The organism is Pseudonocardia sp. KRD291 (genome assembly GCF_019263595.1).
Lineage (GTDB): Bacteria > Actinomycetota > Actinomycetes > Mycobacteriales > Pseudonocardiaceae > Pseudonocardia.
The window spans coordinates 1-16623 of record NZ_JADQDD010000124.1; the positions used below are offsets into that span (position 1 = coordinate 1).

16 protein-coding genes are annotated in these 16623 nt (G+C 74.3%); 13 read left to right on the forward strand and 3 right to left on the reverse strand.

Translation table 11 applies throughout. The annotated features are described in order from the left end of the window. From I4I78_RS17805 to I4I78_RS17865, 13 genes are all read left to right on the forward strand, one after another. Positions 1 to 1024 (forward strand): LLM class flavin-dependent oxidoreductase (locus I4I78_RS17805; protein ID WP_374225884.1); only part of this gene is annotated, 1024 nt, incomplete at its 5' end. Between the two features lie 294 nt (positions 1025 to 1318). Then, positions 1319 to 3241, forward strand: a complete 1923-nt coding sequence (locus tag I4I78_RS17810) for a methylmalonyl-CoA mutase family protein (protein WP_218612473.1) — start codon at positions 1319 to 1321, stop codon at positions 3239 to 3241. Then, entirely contained in the window at positions 3238 to 5463 is a 2226-nt protein-coding gene (gene scpA / locus I4I78_RS17815) for a methylmalonyl-CoA mutase (protein ID WP_218612474.1), read from the forward strand. Before I4I78_RS17810 ends, scpA begins: the two co-directional genes overlap by 4 nt. Continuing rightward, a complete protein-coding gene (meaB, locus tag I4I78_RS17820) occupies positions 5463 to 6446 on the forward strand; it encodes a methylmalonyl Co-A mutase-associated GTPase MeaB (protein WP_218612475.1) in 984 nt (327 codons plus the stop codon). The genes scpA and meaB overlap by 1 nt, the downstream gene beginning before the upstream one ends. Positions 6447 to 6495: 49 nt before the next feature. Then, entirely contained in the window at positions 6496 to 7263 is a 768-nt protein-coding gene (locus I4I78_RS17825; RefSeq protein ID WP_218612476.1) for a GntR family transcriptional regulator, read from the forward strand. 105 nt (positions 7264 to 7368) lie between these two features. Further along, on the forward strand, positions 7369 to 8646 hold the full coding sequence (locus I4I78_RS17830) for an MFS transporter (protein ID WP_218612477.1): 1278 nt from the start codon (positions 7369 to 7371) through the stop codon (positions 8644 to 8646). A gap of 3 nt (positions 8647 to 8649) precedes the next feature. Continuing rightward, positions 8650 to 8985 (forward strand): hypothetical protein, encoded by a 336-nt coding sequence (locus I4I78_RS17835; RefSeq protein WP_218612478.1) that lies wholly within the window; start codon positions 8650 to 8652, stop codon positions 8983 to 8985. Between the two features lie 9 nt (positions 8986 to 8994). Next, positions 8995 to 10428 carry a hypothetical protein gene (locus tag I4I78_RS17840; protein ID WP_218612479.1) on the forward strand — a complete coding sequence of 478 codons (1434 nt, stop codon included), beginning with the start codon at positions 8995 to 8997 and terminating at the stop codon, positions 10426 to 10428. Further along, positions 10425 to 11339 carry an NAD(P)/FAD-dependent oxidoreductase gene (locus I4I78_RS17845; protein ID WP_218612480.1) on the forward strand — a complete coding sequence of 305 codons (915 nt, stop codon included), beginning with the start codon at positions 10425 to 10427 and terminating at the stop codon, positions 11337 to 11339. Before I4I78_RS17840 ends, I4I78_RS17845 begins: the two co-directional genes overlap by 4 nt. Before the next feature lie 11 nt (positions 11340 to 11350). Continuing rightward, complete coding sequence (locus I4I78_RS17850; RefSeq protein ID WP_218612481.1) at positions 11351 to 11629, forward strand: hypothetical protein; 279 nt, start codon at positions 11351 to 11353, stop codon at positions 11627 to 11629. A 33-nt stretch (positions 11630 to 11662) separates the two neighbouring features. Next, positions 11663 to 11887: a hypothetical protein gene (locus tag I4I78_RS17855; protein WP_218612482.1), complete on the forward strand. Its 225-nt coding sequence runs from the start codon at positions 11663 to 11665 to the stop codon at positions 11885 to 11887. Then, complete coding sequence (locus I4I78_RS17860; RefSeq protein ID WP_218612483.1) at positions 11884 to 12948, forward strand: hypothetical protein; 1065 nt, start codon at positions 11884 to 11886, stop codon at positions 12946 to 12948. Before I4I78_RS17855 ends, I4I78_RS17860 begins: the two co-directional genes overlap by 4 nt. Then, a complete protein-coding gene (locus I4I78_RS17865) occupies positions 12941 to 13978 on the forward strand; it encodes a hypothetical protein (protein ID WP_218612484.1) in 1038 nt (345 codons plus the stop codon). The genes I4I78_RS17860 and I4I78_RS17865 overlap by 8 nt, the downstream gene beginning before the upstream one ends. 166 nt (positions 13979 to 14144) lie before the next feature. On the opposite strand, the gene I4I78_RS17870 is transcribed toward I4I78_RS17865, so the two are convergent. From I4I78_RS17870 to I4I78_RS17880, 3 genes are all read right to left on the reverse strand, one after another. Further along, a complete protein-coding gene (locus I4I78_RS17870; RefSeq protein WP_308252195.1) occupies positions 14145 to 14948 on the reverse strand; it encodes an enoyl-CoA hydratase-related protein in 804 nt (267 codons plus the stop codon). Beyond that, complete coding sequence (locus I4I78_RS17875; RefSeq protein WP_218612486.1) at positions 14945 to 16078, reverse strand: acyl-CoA dehydrogenase family protein; 1134 nt, start codon at positions 16076 to 16078, stop codon at positions 14945 to 14947. Before I4I78_RS17875 ends, I4I78_RS17870 begins: the two co-directional genes overlap by 4 nt. Continuing rightward, on the reverse strand, positions 16075 to 16623 hold a 549-nt coding region (locus tag I4I78_RS17880; RefSeq protein WP_255567140.1), incomplete at its 5' end, for an acyl-CoA dehydrogenase family protein. The genes I4I78_RS17875 and I4I78_RS17880, both read right to left, overlap by 4 nt.

Genomic DNA, 16623 nt, shown 5'->3' on the forward strand with positions numbered 1-16623 from the left:
TTTCCCCGGCCGTGCGCACGCCTCGACGCTGCGGGCCGCGGTGGACGCCGCCGTCGCCGCCGAGGAGGCCGGTTTCGACGACGTGTGGGTCGCCGAGCACCACTTCATGACCTACGGCCTGTGCCCGTCGGCGGTCACCCTGGCCGGCTACCTGCTCGGTGCGACCAGCCGGATCACCGTCGGTACCGCGGTCAGCGTCCTGCCCACCGCCCACCCGGTCGCGCTGGCCGAGCAGGCGCTGCTGCTCGACCAGGTCTCCGGCGGGCGGTTCCGGCTCGGTGTCGGCCGCGGCGGGCCGTGGGTCGACCTCGAGGTGTTCGGTACCGGAGCCGACCGGCACGGCGAGGCAGGCTTCGCCGAGGCCCTGGACCTGCTGCTGGCCACCCTGGACGGGCCGACGGTCTCCGCGGACGGGGACCGCTTCCGGTTTCGCGAGGTGCCGGTGACGCCCGCGCCGCGGCCCGGCACGGCGCACGGCGGGGTGGCGCCGGTGCTGGCCGCGACGTCGCCGTCCGGGATCGCGGCGGCCGCCCGGCGCGGCCTGCCGATGCTGCTCGGCATGCACGCCGACGACGCGGAGAAGGCCCGGTTCACCGCCGGCTACCGCGCGGCGGGCGGTCCGGGCGTGGCGCACGTGGCCGCCGGGATCGCGCACGTCGAGGACACCACGGCCCGCGCACGGGCGGTCGTGCGGGACTCGCTGCCGCGCTGGCTGGAGCCCGGGCTGGCCGGCTACGTGCGCCTCGACGGGGCGGCGCGGGCGCCGCGCGACCCGGCCGAGTACACCGAGCTGCTCTGCGGCCTGCACCCGGTGGGCGACGCCGCGCATGCCGTCGCCACGCTGGCCGGGACGGCGCGCGCGACCGGCGTCGAGCACGTCGTGCTGCTCACGGACTGCACCGGTGACCCGGCCCGGACCCGGGAGAACATCGCTCGTCTCGGTGCCGAGGTGCTGCCGCACCTGCCCGGGCGCTCCTCTCCGGTGCACCGCCCGGCCGCACTGCCCCTACTCCCGGGCCCCTGACCTCTCCAGGGGTCGGTCCCCGGAAAATCGCTCACGAACTCTCACATCTCGTGAGCGAATCTCCACGGAGCTCCTCCCGAGGGACCCGGCGCAGCGTTCGTGCCGGGACCGACGACCGGTCGGACGGGCACTCGACCGTCGGATGCGTCACACGGCGTGCGGGTCACACCACAGGCGCTGCCGGGCCCGCGCGCGGCTCACTAGACTCCGCGCAACGTTACGGCGGGACGGCAGCGCCTCGGACCGCAGCACGGGACTGCAGAGCGGCCGCCCGTGGGCCGATGAGGAGATGCGATGGCGACGACCCAGACCACCGGCACGTCCGAGGGCGGTCCCGATCAGGACGGCCCCGTCGAGCCCGAGAGCCTGGTGCTCGCCGGCGAGTTCGCCGCGACCAGCCGCGACCAGTGGCTGGACGCGGTCGACCAGATCGTCCGCAAGTCCGGCCGGATCCGCGAGGACGCGATGCTCGGGGCCGGGGTGCAGAAGCTGTCCCGCACCAGCCCGGACGGGATCCGGGTCGCCCCGCTCTACGCCGCCGAGGACGTCGAGGGGCTCCCCGGCACCGGCGTGCCGGGCGCGTGGCCGTTCACCCGGGGCGCGCGCGCCGCCGGGCACGTCGCCGAGGGCTGGGACATCCGCCAGCGTCACGCCGGCACCGACCCGGGCGCCGTGCGCGAGGCCGTGACGGGCGACCTGGAGAACGGCGTCAACTCGGTCTGGCTCACCGCAGGCGCCGCCGGGGTGCCCGTCGAGAAGATCGGCGCCGTGCTCGCCGACGTCTACCTCGACCTGGCGCCGGTCGTGCTGGACGCGGGGGAGCAGGCCGCCGAGGCCGCCGAGGCCTATCTGGCGCTCGCCGCGGACCGCGGCGTCGAGGACTCCGCGCTGCTGGGCACGCTGGGCCTGGACCCGATCGGGCTGCGCGCCCGCGCGGGCGACGGGCCGGACGTCGACTCGGTGGTCCCGCTCGCGCAGCGTGTCGCGCGTGACTTCCCGCTGGTCAAGGCCGTCGCCGTGGACGCCACCCCGGTCCAGGAGGCCGGCGGTTCGGACGCGCAGGAGCTCGGGTTCTCGCTCGCCTCCGGTGTCGCATACCTGCGCGCGCTGACCGGCGCTGGCGGCCTCGACGTCGCCACCGCCGCGCGGCTCCTGGAGTTCCGCTACGCCGCCACCCCCGAGCAGTTCCCGACGATCGCGAAGCTGCGCGCCGCCCGACGGCTCTGGGCGCGGGTGCTGGAGGCGTCCGGGACGACCGAGGTCGCCCAGACCCAGCACGCCGTCGTCGCGCCGACACTGTTCAGCCGCCGCGACCCGTGGGTGAACATGCTGCGCGGCACCGTCGCCGGGTTCGCCGCCGGTGTCGGCGGTGCGGACGCGGTCACGGTCCCGCCGTTCGACGTCGCGATCGGGGAGTCCGAACCGTTCTCCCGCCGCGTCGCGCGCAACACCCAGGCCCTGTTGATCGAGGAGTCGCACCTGGCGCAGGTGATCGACCCGGCGGGCGGCTCCTGGTACGTCGAGCACCTCACCGACGACCTGGCGCGCACGGCGTGGGCGTTCTTCCAGGAGATCGAGGGCGCCGGCGGCGCGGTCGCGGCGCTGGACTCCGGGTTCGTCGCCGGGAAGGTCGCGGAGGTCCGGGCCGGTCGCGAGGAGGCCGTCGCCACCCGGCGCGCACCGCTGACCGGCGTCAGCGAGTTCCCGGACCTCGAGGAGAACGCGGTCGAGCGCCGCCCCCTGCCGGACGCGGTGCAGCGCGGCGGGCTGCCGCTGCACCGGCCGTCGGAGGCCTACGAGGGCCACCGAGACCGCTCCGACGAGATCCTGGCCGAGACCGGCACCCGGCCCTCGGCGTTCCTGGCCACGCTCGGCCCGCTCGCGGCCTACACCGCCCGTGCCGGGTTCGCCCGCAACCTGCTGCAGGCCGGCGGGATCGACGCCCCGGAGGCCGGGCCGACCGAGTCCGCCGCCGAGGTCGCGACGGCGTTCGCCGAGTCCGCGAGCCCGGTCGCGGTGCTGTGCTCGACCGACGCGATCTACGACGAGCGGGCCGCCGACACCGCCGCCGCGCTGCGCGCGGCCGGAGCCGGGCGCATCCTGCTGGCCGGACGTCCGGGAGAGGAGGTCCCCGGCGTCGACGGGTACCTCTACGCCGGGTGCGACGCCCTGACCGTCATCGACGACGTGTATGCCGCGCTGGAGGCACAGTCATGAGCATTCCCGACTTCACCGGCGTCCCGCTCGCCTCGGACACCACGCCGGGCACCGACTGGGCCGCAGCGCTGAACGGCGCCGACACGCCCCCCACCTGGGAGGCCCCGGAAGGCATCGGCGTCAAGCCGCTGTACGTCCCCGGCGACGTCGCCGACCTGGACTTCCTGCGCACCTACCCGGGCATCACGCCGTACCTGCGCGGGCCCTACGCGACGATGTACACCAACCAGCCGTGGACGGTGCGCCAGTACGCCGGGTTCTCCACCGCGGCGGAGTCCAACGCGTTCTACCGGCGCAACCTCGCCGCCGGTCAGAAGGGGCTGTCGATCGCGTTCGACCTGGCCACGCACCGCGGCTACGACTCCGACCACCCGCGCGTCGGCGGCGACGTCGGCATGGCGGGGGTGGCGATCGACTCGATCCTGGACATGCGCCAGCTCTTCGACGGCATCCCGCTGGACAAGATGTCGGTGTCGATGACCATGAACGGCGCCGTCCTGCCGGTGCTCGCGCTCTACATCGTCGCGGCCGAGGAGCAGGGGGTGAGCCCGGACAAGCTCACGGGGACGATCCAGAACGACATCCTCAAGGAGTTCATGGTCCGCAACACCTACATCTACCCGCCGCAGCCGTCGATGCAGATCATCTCCGACATCTTCTCCTACACCTCGCGGGAGATGCCGAAGTTCAACTCGATCTCGATCTCCGGTTACCACATCCAGGAGGCGGGGGCGACCGCCGACCTGGAGCTGGCCTACACCCTCGCCGACGGCGTCGAGTACCTGCGGGCGGGCATCGACGCGGGCATGGAGGTCGACAAGTTCGCGCCTCGCCTGAGCTTCTTCTGGGCGATCGGCATGAACTTCTTCATGGAGGTCGCCAAGATGCGGGCCGCGCGCCTGCTCTGGTCGAAGCTGGTGCAGCGCTTCGAGCCGCAGAACGCCAAGTCGCTCTCGCTGCGCACGCACTCGCAGACCTCGGGCTGGTCGCTGACCGCGCAGGACGTCTACAACAACGTCGTCCGCACCTGCGTCGAGGCGATGGCCGCGACCCAGGGCCACACCCAGTCCCTGCACACCAACGCCCTCGACGAGGCGCTGGCCCTGCCCACGGACTTCTCCGCGCGGATCGCGCGCAACACCCAGCTCCTGCTGCAGCAGGAGTCCGGGACCACGAACGTCGTCGACCCGTGGGGTGGCAGCTACTACGTCGAGCGCCTGACCTACGACCTGGCGCGGCGCGCGTGGGCGCACATCGACGAGGTCGAGTCCGCCGGTGGGATGGCGCAGGCGATCGACGCCGGCATCCCGAAGATGCGTGTCGAGGAGGCCGCGGCCCGGACCCAGGCCCGGATCGACGCCGGGCGCCAGCCGGTGATCGGCATGAACAAGTACGCCGTCGACGTCGACGAGGCCGTCGACGTCCGCAAGGTCGACAACACCACCGTGCGCCGCGAGCAGATCGAGAAGCTGCAGAAGCTGCGTGCCGAGCGCGACGACCGCGCCACCGACGACGCGCTGCGCGCCCTCACCGGTGCCGCCGAGAAGATCGCCGAGGGAGCCACACGCGAGTTCGACCAGAACCTGCTGGCCCTGGCCGTGGACGCCGCCCGCGCGCAGGCCAGCGTGGGTGAGATCTCCGACGCGCTGGAGAAGGTGTTCGGGCGGCACTCCGGGCAGATCAGGATCATCTCCGGCGTGTACTCCAAGGAGGCCGGGCAGAACCCGGCGATCGACCGGGCCCGCGAGCTGGTGGCCGAGTTCGCCGAGGCCGAGGGCCGCCAGCCCCGGATCCTGGTCGCCAAGATGGGCCAGGACGGGCACGACCGCGGCCAGAAGGTGATCTCGACGGCGTTCGCCGACATCGGCTTCGACGTCGACGTGGGCCCGCTGTTCCAGACCCCGGGCGAGGTCGCACGCCAGGCCGTCGAGTCCGACGTGCACGTGGTGGGGGCGAGCTCGCTCGCGGCCGGTCACCTGTCGCTGCTCCCGGAGCTGCGCGCCGAGCTGGCCGAGCTGGGCCGCTCCGACATCATGGTCGTGGTCGGCGGCGTGATCCCGCCCGGCGACGTGCAGGAGCTCCTGGACATGGGCGCCGCCGCGGTGTTCCCGCCCGGCACCGTGATCGCCGAGGCGGCCGTGGACCTGCTCGGCAAGCTGTCGGCGGCGCTGGGGCACGGTTCGGACCCCGCTCCCGAGGCCGGGAGCGTGTTCGCCGACTGATGGCACCGCGCACCCCCGACGTCGCCGCCCTGGCCCGGGGCGTGCTGGAGGGCTCCCGCACGATGCTGGCCCGGGCGATCACGCTGGTCGAGTCCAACCGGCCCGACCACCAGCAGGCCGCCCAGGAGCTGCTGCTCGAGGTCACGCCCGAAGCCGGGTCGGCGGTGCGGGTGGGCGTCTCCGGGGTCCCGGGCGTCGGCAAGTCGACGTTCATCGAGGCACTGGGCACGAAGCTGACCGGGGCCGGGCACCGGGTCGCGGTGCTGGCCGTGGACCCGTCCTCGACCCGGACCAAGGGCTCCATCCTGGGCGACAAGACCCGGATGGCGGCCCTGGCCGTCGACGACAACGCGTTCATCCGCCCCTCGCCGACCGCCGGGACGCTCGGCGGAGTCGCCCGGCGCACCCGGGAGACGATGGTGCTGATGGAGGCGGCCGGCTACGACGTCGTACTCGTCGAGACGGTCGGCGTCGGACAGTCCGAGATCACCGTGGCCGGGATGGTGGACACGTTCCTGTTCCTGACCATCGCCCGCACCGGCGACTCCCTGCAGGGGATCAAGAAGGGCATCCTGGAGCTGGCCGACGTGGTCGCGGTGAACAAGGCCGACGGCCCGCACGAGCGCGACGCCCGCGCCGCGGCCCGCGAGCTGGCCGGGGCGCTGCACATGATGACCCCGACCAGCGCCGCGTGGACCCCGGTCGTGCTGGCCTGCAGCGCGCAGTCCGGGATGGGCCTGGACGAGGTGTGGGACAAGGTCACCGAGCACCGCGCCGCCCTGGAGGGGGCCGGGGAGCTGGCCACCCGCCGGGCCGACCAGCAGGTGGACTGGATGTGGGCGATGGTCCGCGACCGGCTGATGGACCGGTTGCTGACCGACCCGGGGCTCAAGGAGAAACTGCCCGGCCTGACCCGCGACGTCCGCGGCGGGGAGCTCACGCCCACCCTCGCCGCGCAGACGATCCTGGACGCCCTGCGCTGAGACCACGAACGGGCGACGGTCGAGCGGCGCCCGACGACGATCACGTCCGGTGCTCACGCACCCTCTACCCTGGGCGCGTGAGCACCGTTTCGCCGCCACGGCGCGTGGCGGCCCACTGATGGCCGCCGCCACCTCGCCGGGCGCCACCTCGCCGGACGCCACGGCCGCGCCGCGCCGGGTCAGCGTGGTCAGCCGGGTCGTCGACCAGGTCCGCTCGATGATGCGGGCCGGCGAGCTGGTGCCCGGCCAGCAGGTGCGCCAGGAGTCGCTCGCCGTGGCGCTGGGTGTGAGCCGGATCCCGGTCCGCGAGGCGCTCAAGGCACTGGAGACCGAGGGCGTGCTGCGCCACGAGCCGCACGTCGGCTACTCGGTGGCCCGGCTCAACGCCGACGAGCTGCGCCAGGCCTACCTGATGCGCCGCGCGCTGGAGACCGAGGTGCTGCTCGCGCTGCCCCGGCTCGGTGCCGCGGACCTGCGCGAGCTCGCCGAGATCAACTCCGGGATCGGCGACGAGGTCGGCGGGGCGGGCGACATCCCGCGGATCGCCGCGGCGAACCACACGTTCCACTTCGCGATGTTCCGGCACTCCGGCCTGGACCTGGTGGTCACCGAGATCGAGCGGATCTGGCAGATGACCGACGCCTACCGCAGCGTGCACCTCTACGACTCGGCCGCGCGCCGACGGATCGTCCGCGAGCACAAGTCGATGATCGCCGCGCTGCGCCGGGGCGACAACGCCGCCGTCGTCGAGCTGATGAACACCCACCGGGACCTCACGATCGCCGATCTCGGCCCCACCCTGGGACACGCGCGTTAGTCAGGAATTTATGCAATCTCTCTGGACGGCCCGCTCCGACGCGATCTAGTGTCGGACCCCGGGCAGGCCCGCCGCAGTGTCGCGGCGACCGCCCCGGGAGGGGACATGACCACCGGTCAGGCGCGCTCCGGCGCCACCGACGCACTCGAGTACACCCCCGTCGAACGGCGGCGGATCCTCGGCGCCGCGTGCCTCGGCTGGGGCATGGAGTACTTCGACTTCATGCTCCCGTCGCTGCTGGCGGCGCCGATCATGGCCGAGTACGGGATCACACCGGCGACGTTCAGCCTGGCCATCGTGGTGCAGCTGATCGGCTCCGCGGTGGGCGGGATCGCGTTCGGCTGGCTCGGTGACCGGTTCGGCCGCCGCCGCACGCTGATCTGGTCGATCCTGATCTACTCGATCGCCACCGGGCTGGTGTTCTTCGCCCCCAGCTTCGGGGTGTTCGTCGCGCTGCGCTTCCTCACCGGCGTCGGCACCGGCGGCGAGTGGGCGGTCGGGTTCGCCTGGCTCAACGAGGCGTGGTCGCCGAAGCGGCGCGGCCTCGGCGGCGGTCTCGTCCAGTCGTCGCTGTGGCCGGCCTACGCGCTCGCGATCCTCGCCGCGCAGACGCTGCCGGACTGGCGCTACGCGTTCCTGATCGGCGTGTTGCCGGCCCTGGCGTGCGTGTGGATCCGCGTCGGGTGCCCGGAGTCCAAGCAGTGGACGGAGCTGCAGCGGCGCAAGGCCGCGGGCGAGCTGCCCGCCGACGTCGCCCGGCAGGCGCAGCGGTCCGGGTGGGCGCAGCTGTTCGCCCGGGACAGCCTGCCGATCGTGCTGGTCGGCGTCGTCGCCGCGTTTGGCGCCCAGTGGGTGCCCTACACGGCCACCACCTGGATGCCGTCGCTGCTCAAGAGCGACCTCGGCTTCGACGGCGGGACGGCGAGCCTGGTGCTCTACGTCGCGTCCGCGATCTCGTTCGTCGGGTTCATCCTGGCCGGGTACCTGTCCGACGTGCTGGGGCGCCGGAAGGTGTTCATCGCGTTCTCCGGCCTGCAGACGGTGACGTTCGCGGTGATGCTGGTGCTCGCGTTCTCCGACACCGGGCTGTCGAACTTCGTGTGGCTCTACTTCTTCGCCAGCTTCTTCCTCGGATACTTCGGCATCTTCGGGGTGTGGTTCGGCGAGCTGTTCCCGACCCGTCTGCGCTCGCTCGGGTCGGCGACCGCCTACAACGTGGGCCGCGGCCTGTCCGGCGCCGGAACGCTGATCGGCGGGATCATCGCCACCAGCCAGGGCTACGCGATCGCGGTGGGCATCGCGGTCTTCGGCGCCGCGCTCGTGTTCGCGGCGGCCTTCTTCCTGCGCGACCGCGCGGGTCGGATCATCACGGCGGAGGACTGAGGCATGGACGCCCGCAACGAGGACAGGGACGCGCAGTACGAGGTCGTCTGGCCGCTCGGGCACCGGGTGCTCGGCGAGGTCGCGGAACAGGAGCGACCGTCCGAGCTGGGCGGGCGCACCGTGGCCTACCTGTGGGACGAGCTGTTCCGCGGGCCCGAGATGTTCGAGGTGATCTCCGACGTCGCCCGGGAGCGCTTCGGCGAGGTGTCGTTCGTGGGCTGGGAGACCTTCGGCAACTTCCACGCCTCGGCCGCGCAGGAGCGCGAGGTACTCGAGGCGCTGCCGGAGCTGCTGCGCGCGCACCGCGTCGACCTGGTGGTCGCCGCGGTCGGTGCTTGAGGCTCCTGCATGCCTGCCGTGATGCGGGCCGCAGCCGCCGCCGAGCGGGCCGGGGTACCGGCCGTGGCCATCGGCGGAGCCGGGTTCGAGCCGATGGGCCGGGCGATCGGGAAATCGCTCGGGATCGGCCACGTCCCGATCGTCAGCTACCCCGGCGTCATCCTCACCGACGACACCGACACGTTCCGCACGAAGATGCGCGAACGCGTCGCACCGGACGTCGTCGACGCGCTGGTGGCGGGCTCGGCGACCACCGCGACCAGCGCGGAAACCTCCGCACCGGACCGGGAGCCGGAGCCGCGCGAGATCGTCTTCCGCGGTGACCTGGACGCCGTGCAGGACCACTTCGAGGAGCGCGGCTGGTCGGACGGCCTGCCCGTCGTGCCGCCGACGCTCGACCGCGTGGACGCGTTCCTCGCCCGGACCCGCCGCGACGCCGGTGAGATCATCGGCAGCCTCGCGCCGGAGCAACGCGAGGCCACCGTCCACAACGTCGCCGTGAACGGTGTGATGGCCGGGTGCCGGCCGGAGTACATGCCGGTGCTGCTGGGCATCGCCGAGTGCCTTGTGGACCCGGTGTTCCGGATCGCGGACGCCGGGTCGACGCCCGGCTGGGAGCCGCTGGTCGTGCTGTCCGGGCCGGTCGTGGAGCGGCTCGGGTTCAACTCGCGGACCGGCGCGATGCGGGTCGGGCGACGCGCCAACACCAGCGTCGGGCGTTTCGTGCGGCTCTACCTGCGCAACCTGCCCGGGCTGCGGATCCTGCCCGAGCACACCGACCAGGGCGCGATCGCGACGTCGTTCAACGTGGTGCTCGCCGAGAACGACGACGCGGTGCGCGACCTGGGCTGGCCGTCGTTCCGCCGCGACCGCGGCTTCGGCGACGACGACAGCGTCGTCACCGTGCAGAGCTGCGTGACGATCGGCGCGCCGATCTACTCCGGCGGCGACCACGCCCGCGACCATTTGCACGCGCTGGCCGTGGGCATGCGCGACGCGATGGGGCCGTGGTCCTACACCGGGATGGAGTTCGGCGCCTGGCACCCGCTGCTGGTGCTGGGGCCGAGCATCGCCCGCGCGCTGCACGGTCACGGCGTCGGCAAGGACGAGATCCGCGCCTACGTCGCCGAGCACGCCCGGATCACCGTCGCCGAGCTGGAGCGCTGCGCCTGGGCGGTCGGCTCGACCAGCTTCCGGGTGGACGAGCTGGTGCGCCGCGGCGAGCTCGACGAGCGCTACGCCGGCACCGACCCGCAGCGGATGGTGCCGATGTGCCCGCGCGCCGGGGACATCGGGATCGTGCTGGCCGGTAACGAGAGCCGCAACCAGTCCCGCGGCTACGTGCAGAACCACGTGCAGGGGGTGCCCGTGAGCAGGCGGGTCGAGTGCAGGCGGGTCGAGTGCGGGCGGATCGAGTGCGGGCGGATCGAGGAGGACACGTGACGGACAGCGACACGACCTGGGACGTCGCCGTGGTGGGCGCCGGGATCGCCGGCCTGACCGCGGCCCGGACCGCCGCCGAGCACGGCCTGCGGGTGGTCGCGTTCGACATGCTCGCGCCGGGCGGTCAGCTGATCAACCTCGGCGAGGTGACCGGCTACCCGGGGCTGCCGGGCAAGACCGGCGGGCCGGACCTGGCCGGGACCCTGCTGGAGGAGGCGATGGCGGCCGGGGTGGAGATCTCCTACGCCGAGGTCACCGGCCTCGCCGCGGGGCCGCCGGTCACGGTCGACTCGCTCGACGGGCCGGTCACCGCGGGCGCCGTCGTCGTCACGACGGGGCTGGCGCCGGGTCGTCTCGGCGTGCCGGGGGAGGACGACTGGGCCGGGCGCGGGCTCTCGGAGTGCGCGAGCTGCGACGGGCCGCTGTTCGCCGGGCAGCGGGTCGCCGTCGTCGGTGACGACGGGTGGGCCGCCCAGGAGGCGGCCGAACTCGCCGCCGTCGCCGGGCACGTCACGGTCCTGGCCCCGGGCGCGCCGCGGTGGTCGGCGCGCGCCGCGGACCGGCTCTCCGGCCTCGGCGTCGAGGTGCGGGAGGGCGCCGTGGTCGCCGGGCTCGGCGGGGACACGGCCCTGACCGGCGTCCTGCTGGCCGACGACGGCGAGGTCCCCGCGACCGGGGTGTTCGCCGCCACCGGGCGCGCACCCCGCTCCGCGTTCCTCGACGGCGTCGTGGGCCGCGACCCGGACGGCCGGGTCACCGGCGACCCGGCGACCGGGGTGCCCGGCGTGTTCGCCGCCGGGGACGTGCGGGCCGGGTCGGTCGACCACCTCGTCGCCGCGGCGGCCGACGGCCTGCGCGCCGGGCTGGCCGCCGTCGCCCACCTGCACTCCCCGAGTTCCCCGAGTTCTTGAGAGGAGCCACCGTGCGCATCGTCGACCCCACCTTCGGCACACCGGTCGAGGAGGACACCCCCACCGTCGTGGCCGCGGACGTCCCGGCCCGGTCGCTGTGCCTGTTCTCCAACTCCAAGCCCGGCGCGAACGAGCTGCTGCGCGGCGTCGCCGGGCACCTCGAGGCCGAGCGCGGGTTCGCCGGCATCGGGTTCTCGTCGAAGCCGAACGCGGCCGCCGGCGCCGCGCCCGACGTGCTCGACCACCTCGCCGCCCAGTACCGGATGGCCGTCGTCGCGATCGGTGATTGAGGCTCCTGCTCGTCGTGGAGTTTCCACGACTCGGTGGAGCTGGAACGGCGCGGCGTCGTCGCGTTCCTCGTCGTGACCCGCACGTTCCTGCCGCTGGTGGCGGCGCAGGCGAAGGCGCGCAGGGTGGAACCTCGGCTGGTCGTGGTCGACCATCCGGTGGGCGGGCTGAACGAGGCCGAGCTGGTGGACCGGATCGACGCGGCCTACGCCGGCGTCGTCCGCGAGCTGGACAAGCTGGACGAGGTGGGGGAGTCGTGACCCGACCCACTGAACCATCAGAACGGGCGGAGACGCTCGACGTGCCCGACCTCGGGCCGGCGGAGTGGTTCACCTGGGCCGAGGAGCAGGGGTGGGGTGACGGGCTGCCCACCGTCGCGCCCACCGAGGACTTGGTCGAGGCGATGCTGGCCGGGCTCGCGGGCGGCGTCCCGGACGACGTCCCGGAGCTGGGCCCGTTGCCGCCGAGCCGGCTCGTCCCGGGGCTGCGCGCGATCGCGGCCAACGCGGTGATGGCCGGGTGCCGCCCGGTGGACCTGCCGGTGGTGCTGGCCGCGTTGCAGGGTCTGCAGCACGAGGCCTACAACCTGCACGGCAGCCTGGCCACCACCCACCCGTGCGCGCCGATGGTGCTCGTCAGCGGGCCGGCGCGGGGGCGGCTCGGGATGAACTCCGGCGTGAACTGCTTCGGTCAGGGCACCCGGGCCAACGCCGTCGTCGGGCGGGCGGTGTCGCTGACGCTGCTCAACATCGGCGGGGCCCGGCCCGGCACGATGGACCGCTCCACCCAGGGCTCGCCCGCGAAGTACACGTTCTGCTTCGCCGAGAACACCGACGACAGCCCGTGGGAGCCGTTCTCCGTGCGGCGCGGGTTCGCCGCCGACGACAGCGTGGTCACCGTGATGGCCGCCGAGCCACCGCACAACATCAACGACCACGGCAGCACCACCGGCGAGGAGATCCTCACGACCGTCGCCGGCACGATGGCGCAGTCAGGGTCGAACAACGTCTACGTCCGCGGGCCGCACCTGCTCGTCCTGGGCCCGGAGCACGCCGCGACGCTGCACCGCGACGGCTGGACCGTCGAGGCGATCCGTCACCACCTCTGGGAGCGGGCCCGGATCCCGCTCGACCGGGTCTCGGAGAGCAACCACCGCCAGTTCGCCGACTGGGGGATCAAGCCCGACGGCGATGCCTACACGGTCAGCACCGGGCCCGATCAGCTGCACGTGCTCGTCGCCGGTGGGCCGGGCAAGCACTCGGCGTGGATCCCGTCGTTCGGGTCGACCGAGGCGGTGTCGGTGCGGGTCCCCGGTGGGTGAGTGGCGGCCCGTCGACGACGCGACGTCGGTCGAGGAGGCCACCGACGCGCTGCTGGCCGAGGGGATCGGGGACGGCCTGCCGGTCGTGCCGCCGACCGCCGTCCGACTGGAGCGGATGCTCGACGGGTATGCCACCTCGGCCGGCGCGGGGGACGGGCCGGCGGCGGGCGCGGAGGAGGTCCTGGGCCTCGTCCCGCCGCTGTTCGGGGAGCTGACCCCGGCCGCGGCGGCGTATCACGCCGTGCTCGCCGGGTGCCGTCCCGCGGAGCTGCCGGTCGTGCTGGCCGCGCTGCGCGCGTGCCTGGAGCCCGAGCTCAACCTGCTCGGGGTGCAGACCACGACCGGGACGGCGGCCGTCGCGGTCCTCGTGCACGGGCCGGTGGTCGCGCGCCTGGGCCTGCACACCGGGGCCAACCTGCTCGGCCCCGGGAACCGGGTGAACGCCTCGGTCGGGCGCGCGGTCGCGCTCGGCCTGGCCGGGATCGGCGGCGCGCGCCCCGGCGAGACCGACATGGCCACGACCGGGCAACCCGGGCGCTACACGTTCTGCCTGCCGGAGCCGGCCCCGTCGTCCCGGCTCCGTTCACCGTTCCCGTCGCTGGCGGTCCGGCGCGGGCTCGGGGCCATGGTGGACGCGGTCACGGTGCTGGCCGTCGGCGGGACCGCGGAGGTGCTGCCGCGCGGGGGCGGGGCGACGGTGCCGGAGATCCTCGACCCGCTCGCCGACGCCCTCGCCGGCGCCGCCCTCGCCGCCGGGGACACCGCGCGGATGCGGGAGTGCGAGCAGACCGTCGTGCTCCCGCCCGAGATCGCCCACCGGCTCGCCGGGCTCGGCGCGACGGCCGACTCGGTGCGGGACCACCTCTACGCGCGCGGGAACGAGCTACTCACCGAGCGGGGCTTCCCGGACGCTCGGGTCGCAGCCTCGGACGACGCGGTGTACTTGCTGGTCACCGGTGGTGCGGGCATCAAGATGCTGCACATTCCAGGATGGATCGGCGGCAGCCGCGCCGTGACCCGCTCCCTCTAGACGATCGATCCCGCGGCGCGCCCCGCACCGTCGACGCGCGGTGCCCGTCGCGACGCGCGGTGCCCGTCGCGACGCGACCGCGGCCGCGCGCGCGTTCCGATGGTGAGCGCGCACCGGACGCGATGGGTCCGATGGCCGCGCCGCCTCCACCGACCCGTGCGAGGGGTCAGCGTCCCTTCCAGACGGGGGCCCGCTTCTCCACGAACGCGGCCACGCCCTCGACCCGGTCCGCGCTCGTGTACGGGTCCGGGCCGACGGACAGGCGCAGCGCCGAGGACAGTGGCAGCTCCCCGCCTCGCCCGATCGCCGCCTTGTACCGCTGTACGGTCAGCGGCGCGTTGCCGGCGATCCGCCGGGCCAGCGCGTCCGCCTCGGCCGCGAGGTCCGCGCCCGGGACCACCCGGTTCACCAGGCCCCAGTGCTGCGCGTCGGCCGCGGAGAGGTCGTCGCCGGTGTAGAGCAGCTCGTAGGCGATCCCGCGCGGCACGATCCGGGACAGCAGGTGCACCCCGAAGTTCGCGCCCATCCCGCGCTTCGCCTCCGGCAGCCCGATCCGGGCGTGCTCGGCGGCGAGCCGGATGTCGCAGGCCAGCGCGAGCTCGCACCCGCCGCCCATCGCCCACCCGTTGAGCGCGGCGACCGTCGGCTTGCCGCACTCGAGGACCGTCTCGAACACGTTGCGGGAGAAGCCGGCCATCGGCCGCAGCCCCGGCGCGGGCCCGGTGTCGGCCTCCCGGATCTCCTTCAGGTCGACGCCCGCGGAGAACGCCCTGTCCCCGGCGCCGGTGAGCACGACGGCCCACACGTCGTCGTCGGCGTCGAAGCCGTCGAACGCGCGGACCAGGTCGGCCTGCAGCCCGGTGGACAGCGCGTTGAGCCGCTCCGGCCGGTCCAGGGTGACGGTCGCGACGCGGCCGTCCACGACGACGTCGAGCCCGTGCTCCGTCCTCGTGTGACTTCCGGTCCTCACGCGACGGCCCCGCGCGCGATCGCCGGCCACAGTGCGTCGGCGCCGCCGTCGGTGAGCGCGGCCCCGAGCCGGGTGCTCCACACCCGCTCGCCGCCGTACTCCTCGCGCCAGGACCACAGCCGCCGGGTGAGCTGACCGAGCTCGTACTCGCGGGTCATGCCCATCGCGCCGGTCGCCTGGTGCGCGGCGGCCGAGATCAGCCCGGCCGACTCGCCGGCCACCGTCGCGGCCGCCGCGACGTCGAGGAACGCCGGCTCGGCGCGGGTGTTGGCCGCCGCGACCCGGGCCGCCATCCGGACCGCCTCGGTCTGCTCGGCCAGGCGCACCAGGTGCGCCGCGACGGCCTGGAAACGGGCGACCGGACGTCCGAACTGCTGGCGCTGCCCGGTGTAGGTGACCGTGATGTCGAGGATCCGGCCCGCGGCCCCGGCGATCAGCGCCCCCCGGGACAGCGCACCGCGCAGCAGCAGCGCGTCGTGGTCGACGCCGTCCGGGGCCGGTGCGACGTCCCCGCCGACCGGCACGTCGTCGAGGTGCACGGTGTCGCGCGGCTCCCCGGCCAGGTTGGCGCCCGGCGTGATCCGCGCCCCGGCCGGGTCGAGCGCGACGACCTGCAGCCCGTCCGGGGAGTCGGCGAGCAGCACGACCCGGGCCGCCTCCCGCGCCCACGGCACCCGCGCGACGCTGCCCGCGGCGACCCAGCCACGGTTCTCCCGCCGCAGCGACACCGACGCCGGCCTCCGGCCGTCCCCGCCGGTGCCCGCGGACGACGTGCCGGACCAGCCCGCCGTCGCCGCCGTGGTGACCGGCCCGGACGGGATCTCGAACCCGGCCGCCGCGAGCAGCCACCCGCCGAGCAGCCCGGTCTCGGCCACCGGCAACGGCGCGGCGTAGCGCCCGACCTGCTCCAGCACCGCGCACGCCTCGGCCACCGAGCCGCCGACCGCGACGCCCCCGGCCGCGTCCTCGGGAACCGAGACCCACGGGAACCCGCCCGCGGCGACGGCCGCCCACAGCTCCGGGGCCCACCCGGTGCGCTCGGCCGCGGCGACGACGTCCTGGGTGCACCGTGCCCGCAACACCTCACCGACGGCCTCGGCGACCAGGTCCGCGTCGCTCGGGGCGCTCATCGCCCGGCCCCGGTCAGGCCCTTGGCCGCGATGCTGCGCAGCACTTCGGTGGTGCCGCCGCGCAACGTGAACGACGGCGCGGTCTGCACCGCCTCGGCGAGCAGCTGTTCGAACAGACCCGGCGCCCCGGGGTCGATCTCCTGACCGGCGACGTGCCGCAGCACCTCCACCACCTCCTGCTCGTAGAGCGTCCCGATGTCCTTGACCAGCGCCGCCTCCACCGCGGGCGCCGCACCCCGCTCCAACGACCGGGCGACCGCCAGCGAGAGCTGCCGGATCGTCCAGAGCTTCGCCGAGGCCCGCCCGACCGCGGCCCGGGCGGTGTCGTCGAACGTGGCCCCGAACTCCCGGACGAACGCGGCGAGCAGCCCGAACGCGGACAGGTAGCGGTCCGGGCCGGAGCGCTCGTAGGCCAGCTCCGAGGTCACCTGGTGCCAGCCGGAGCCGACGTCGCCGAGCACCCGGTCGTCGGGCACGAACACGTCGGTGAACACGACCTCGTTGAAGTGGTGCCCGCCGTCGAGGTAGTGGATCGGGGACACCTT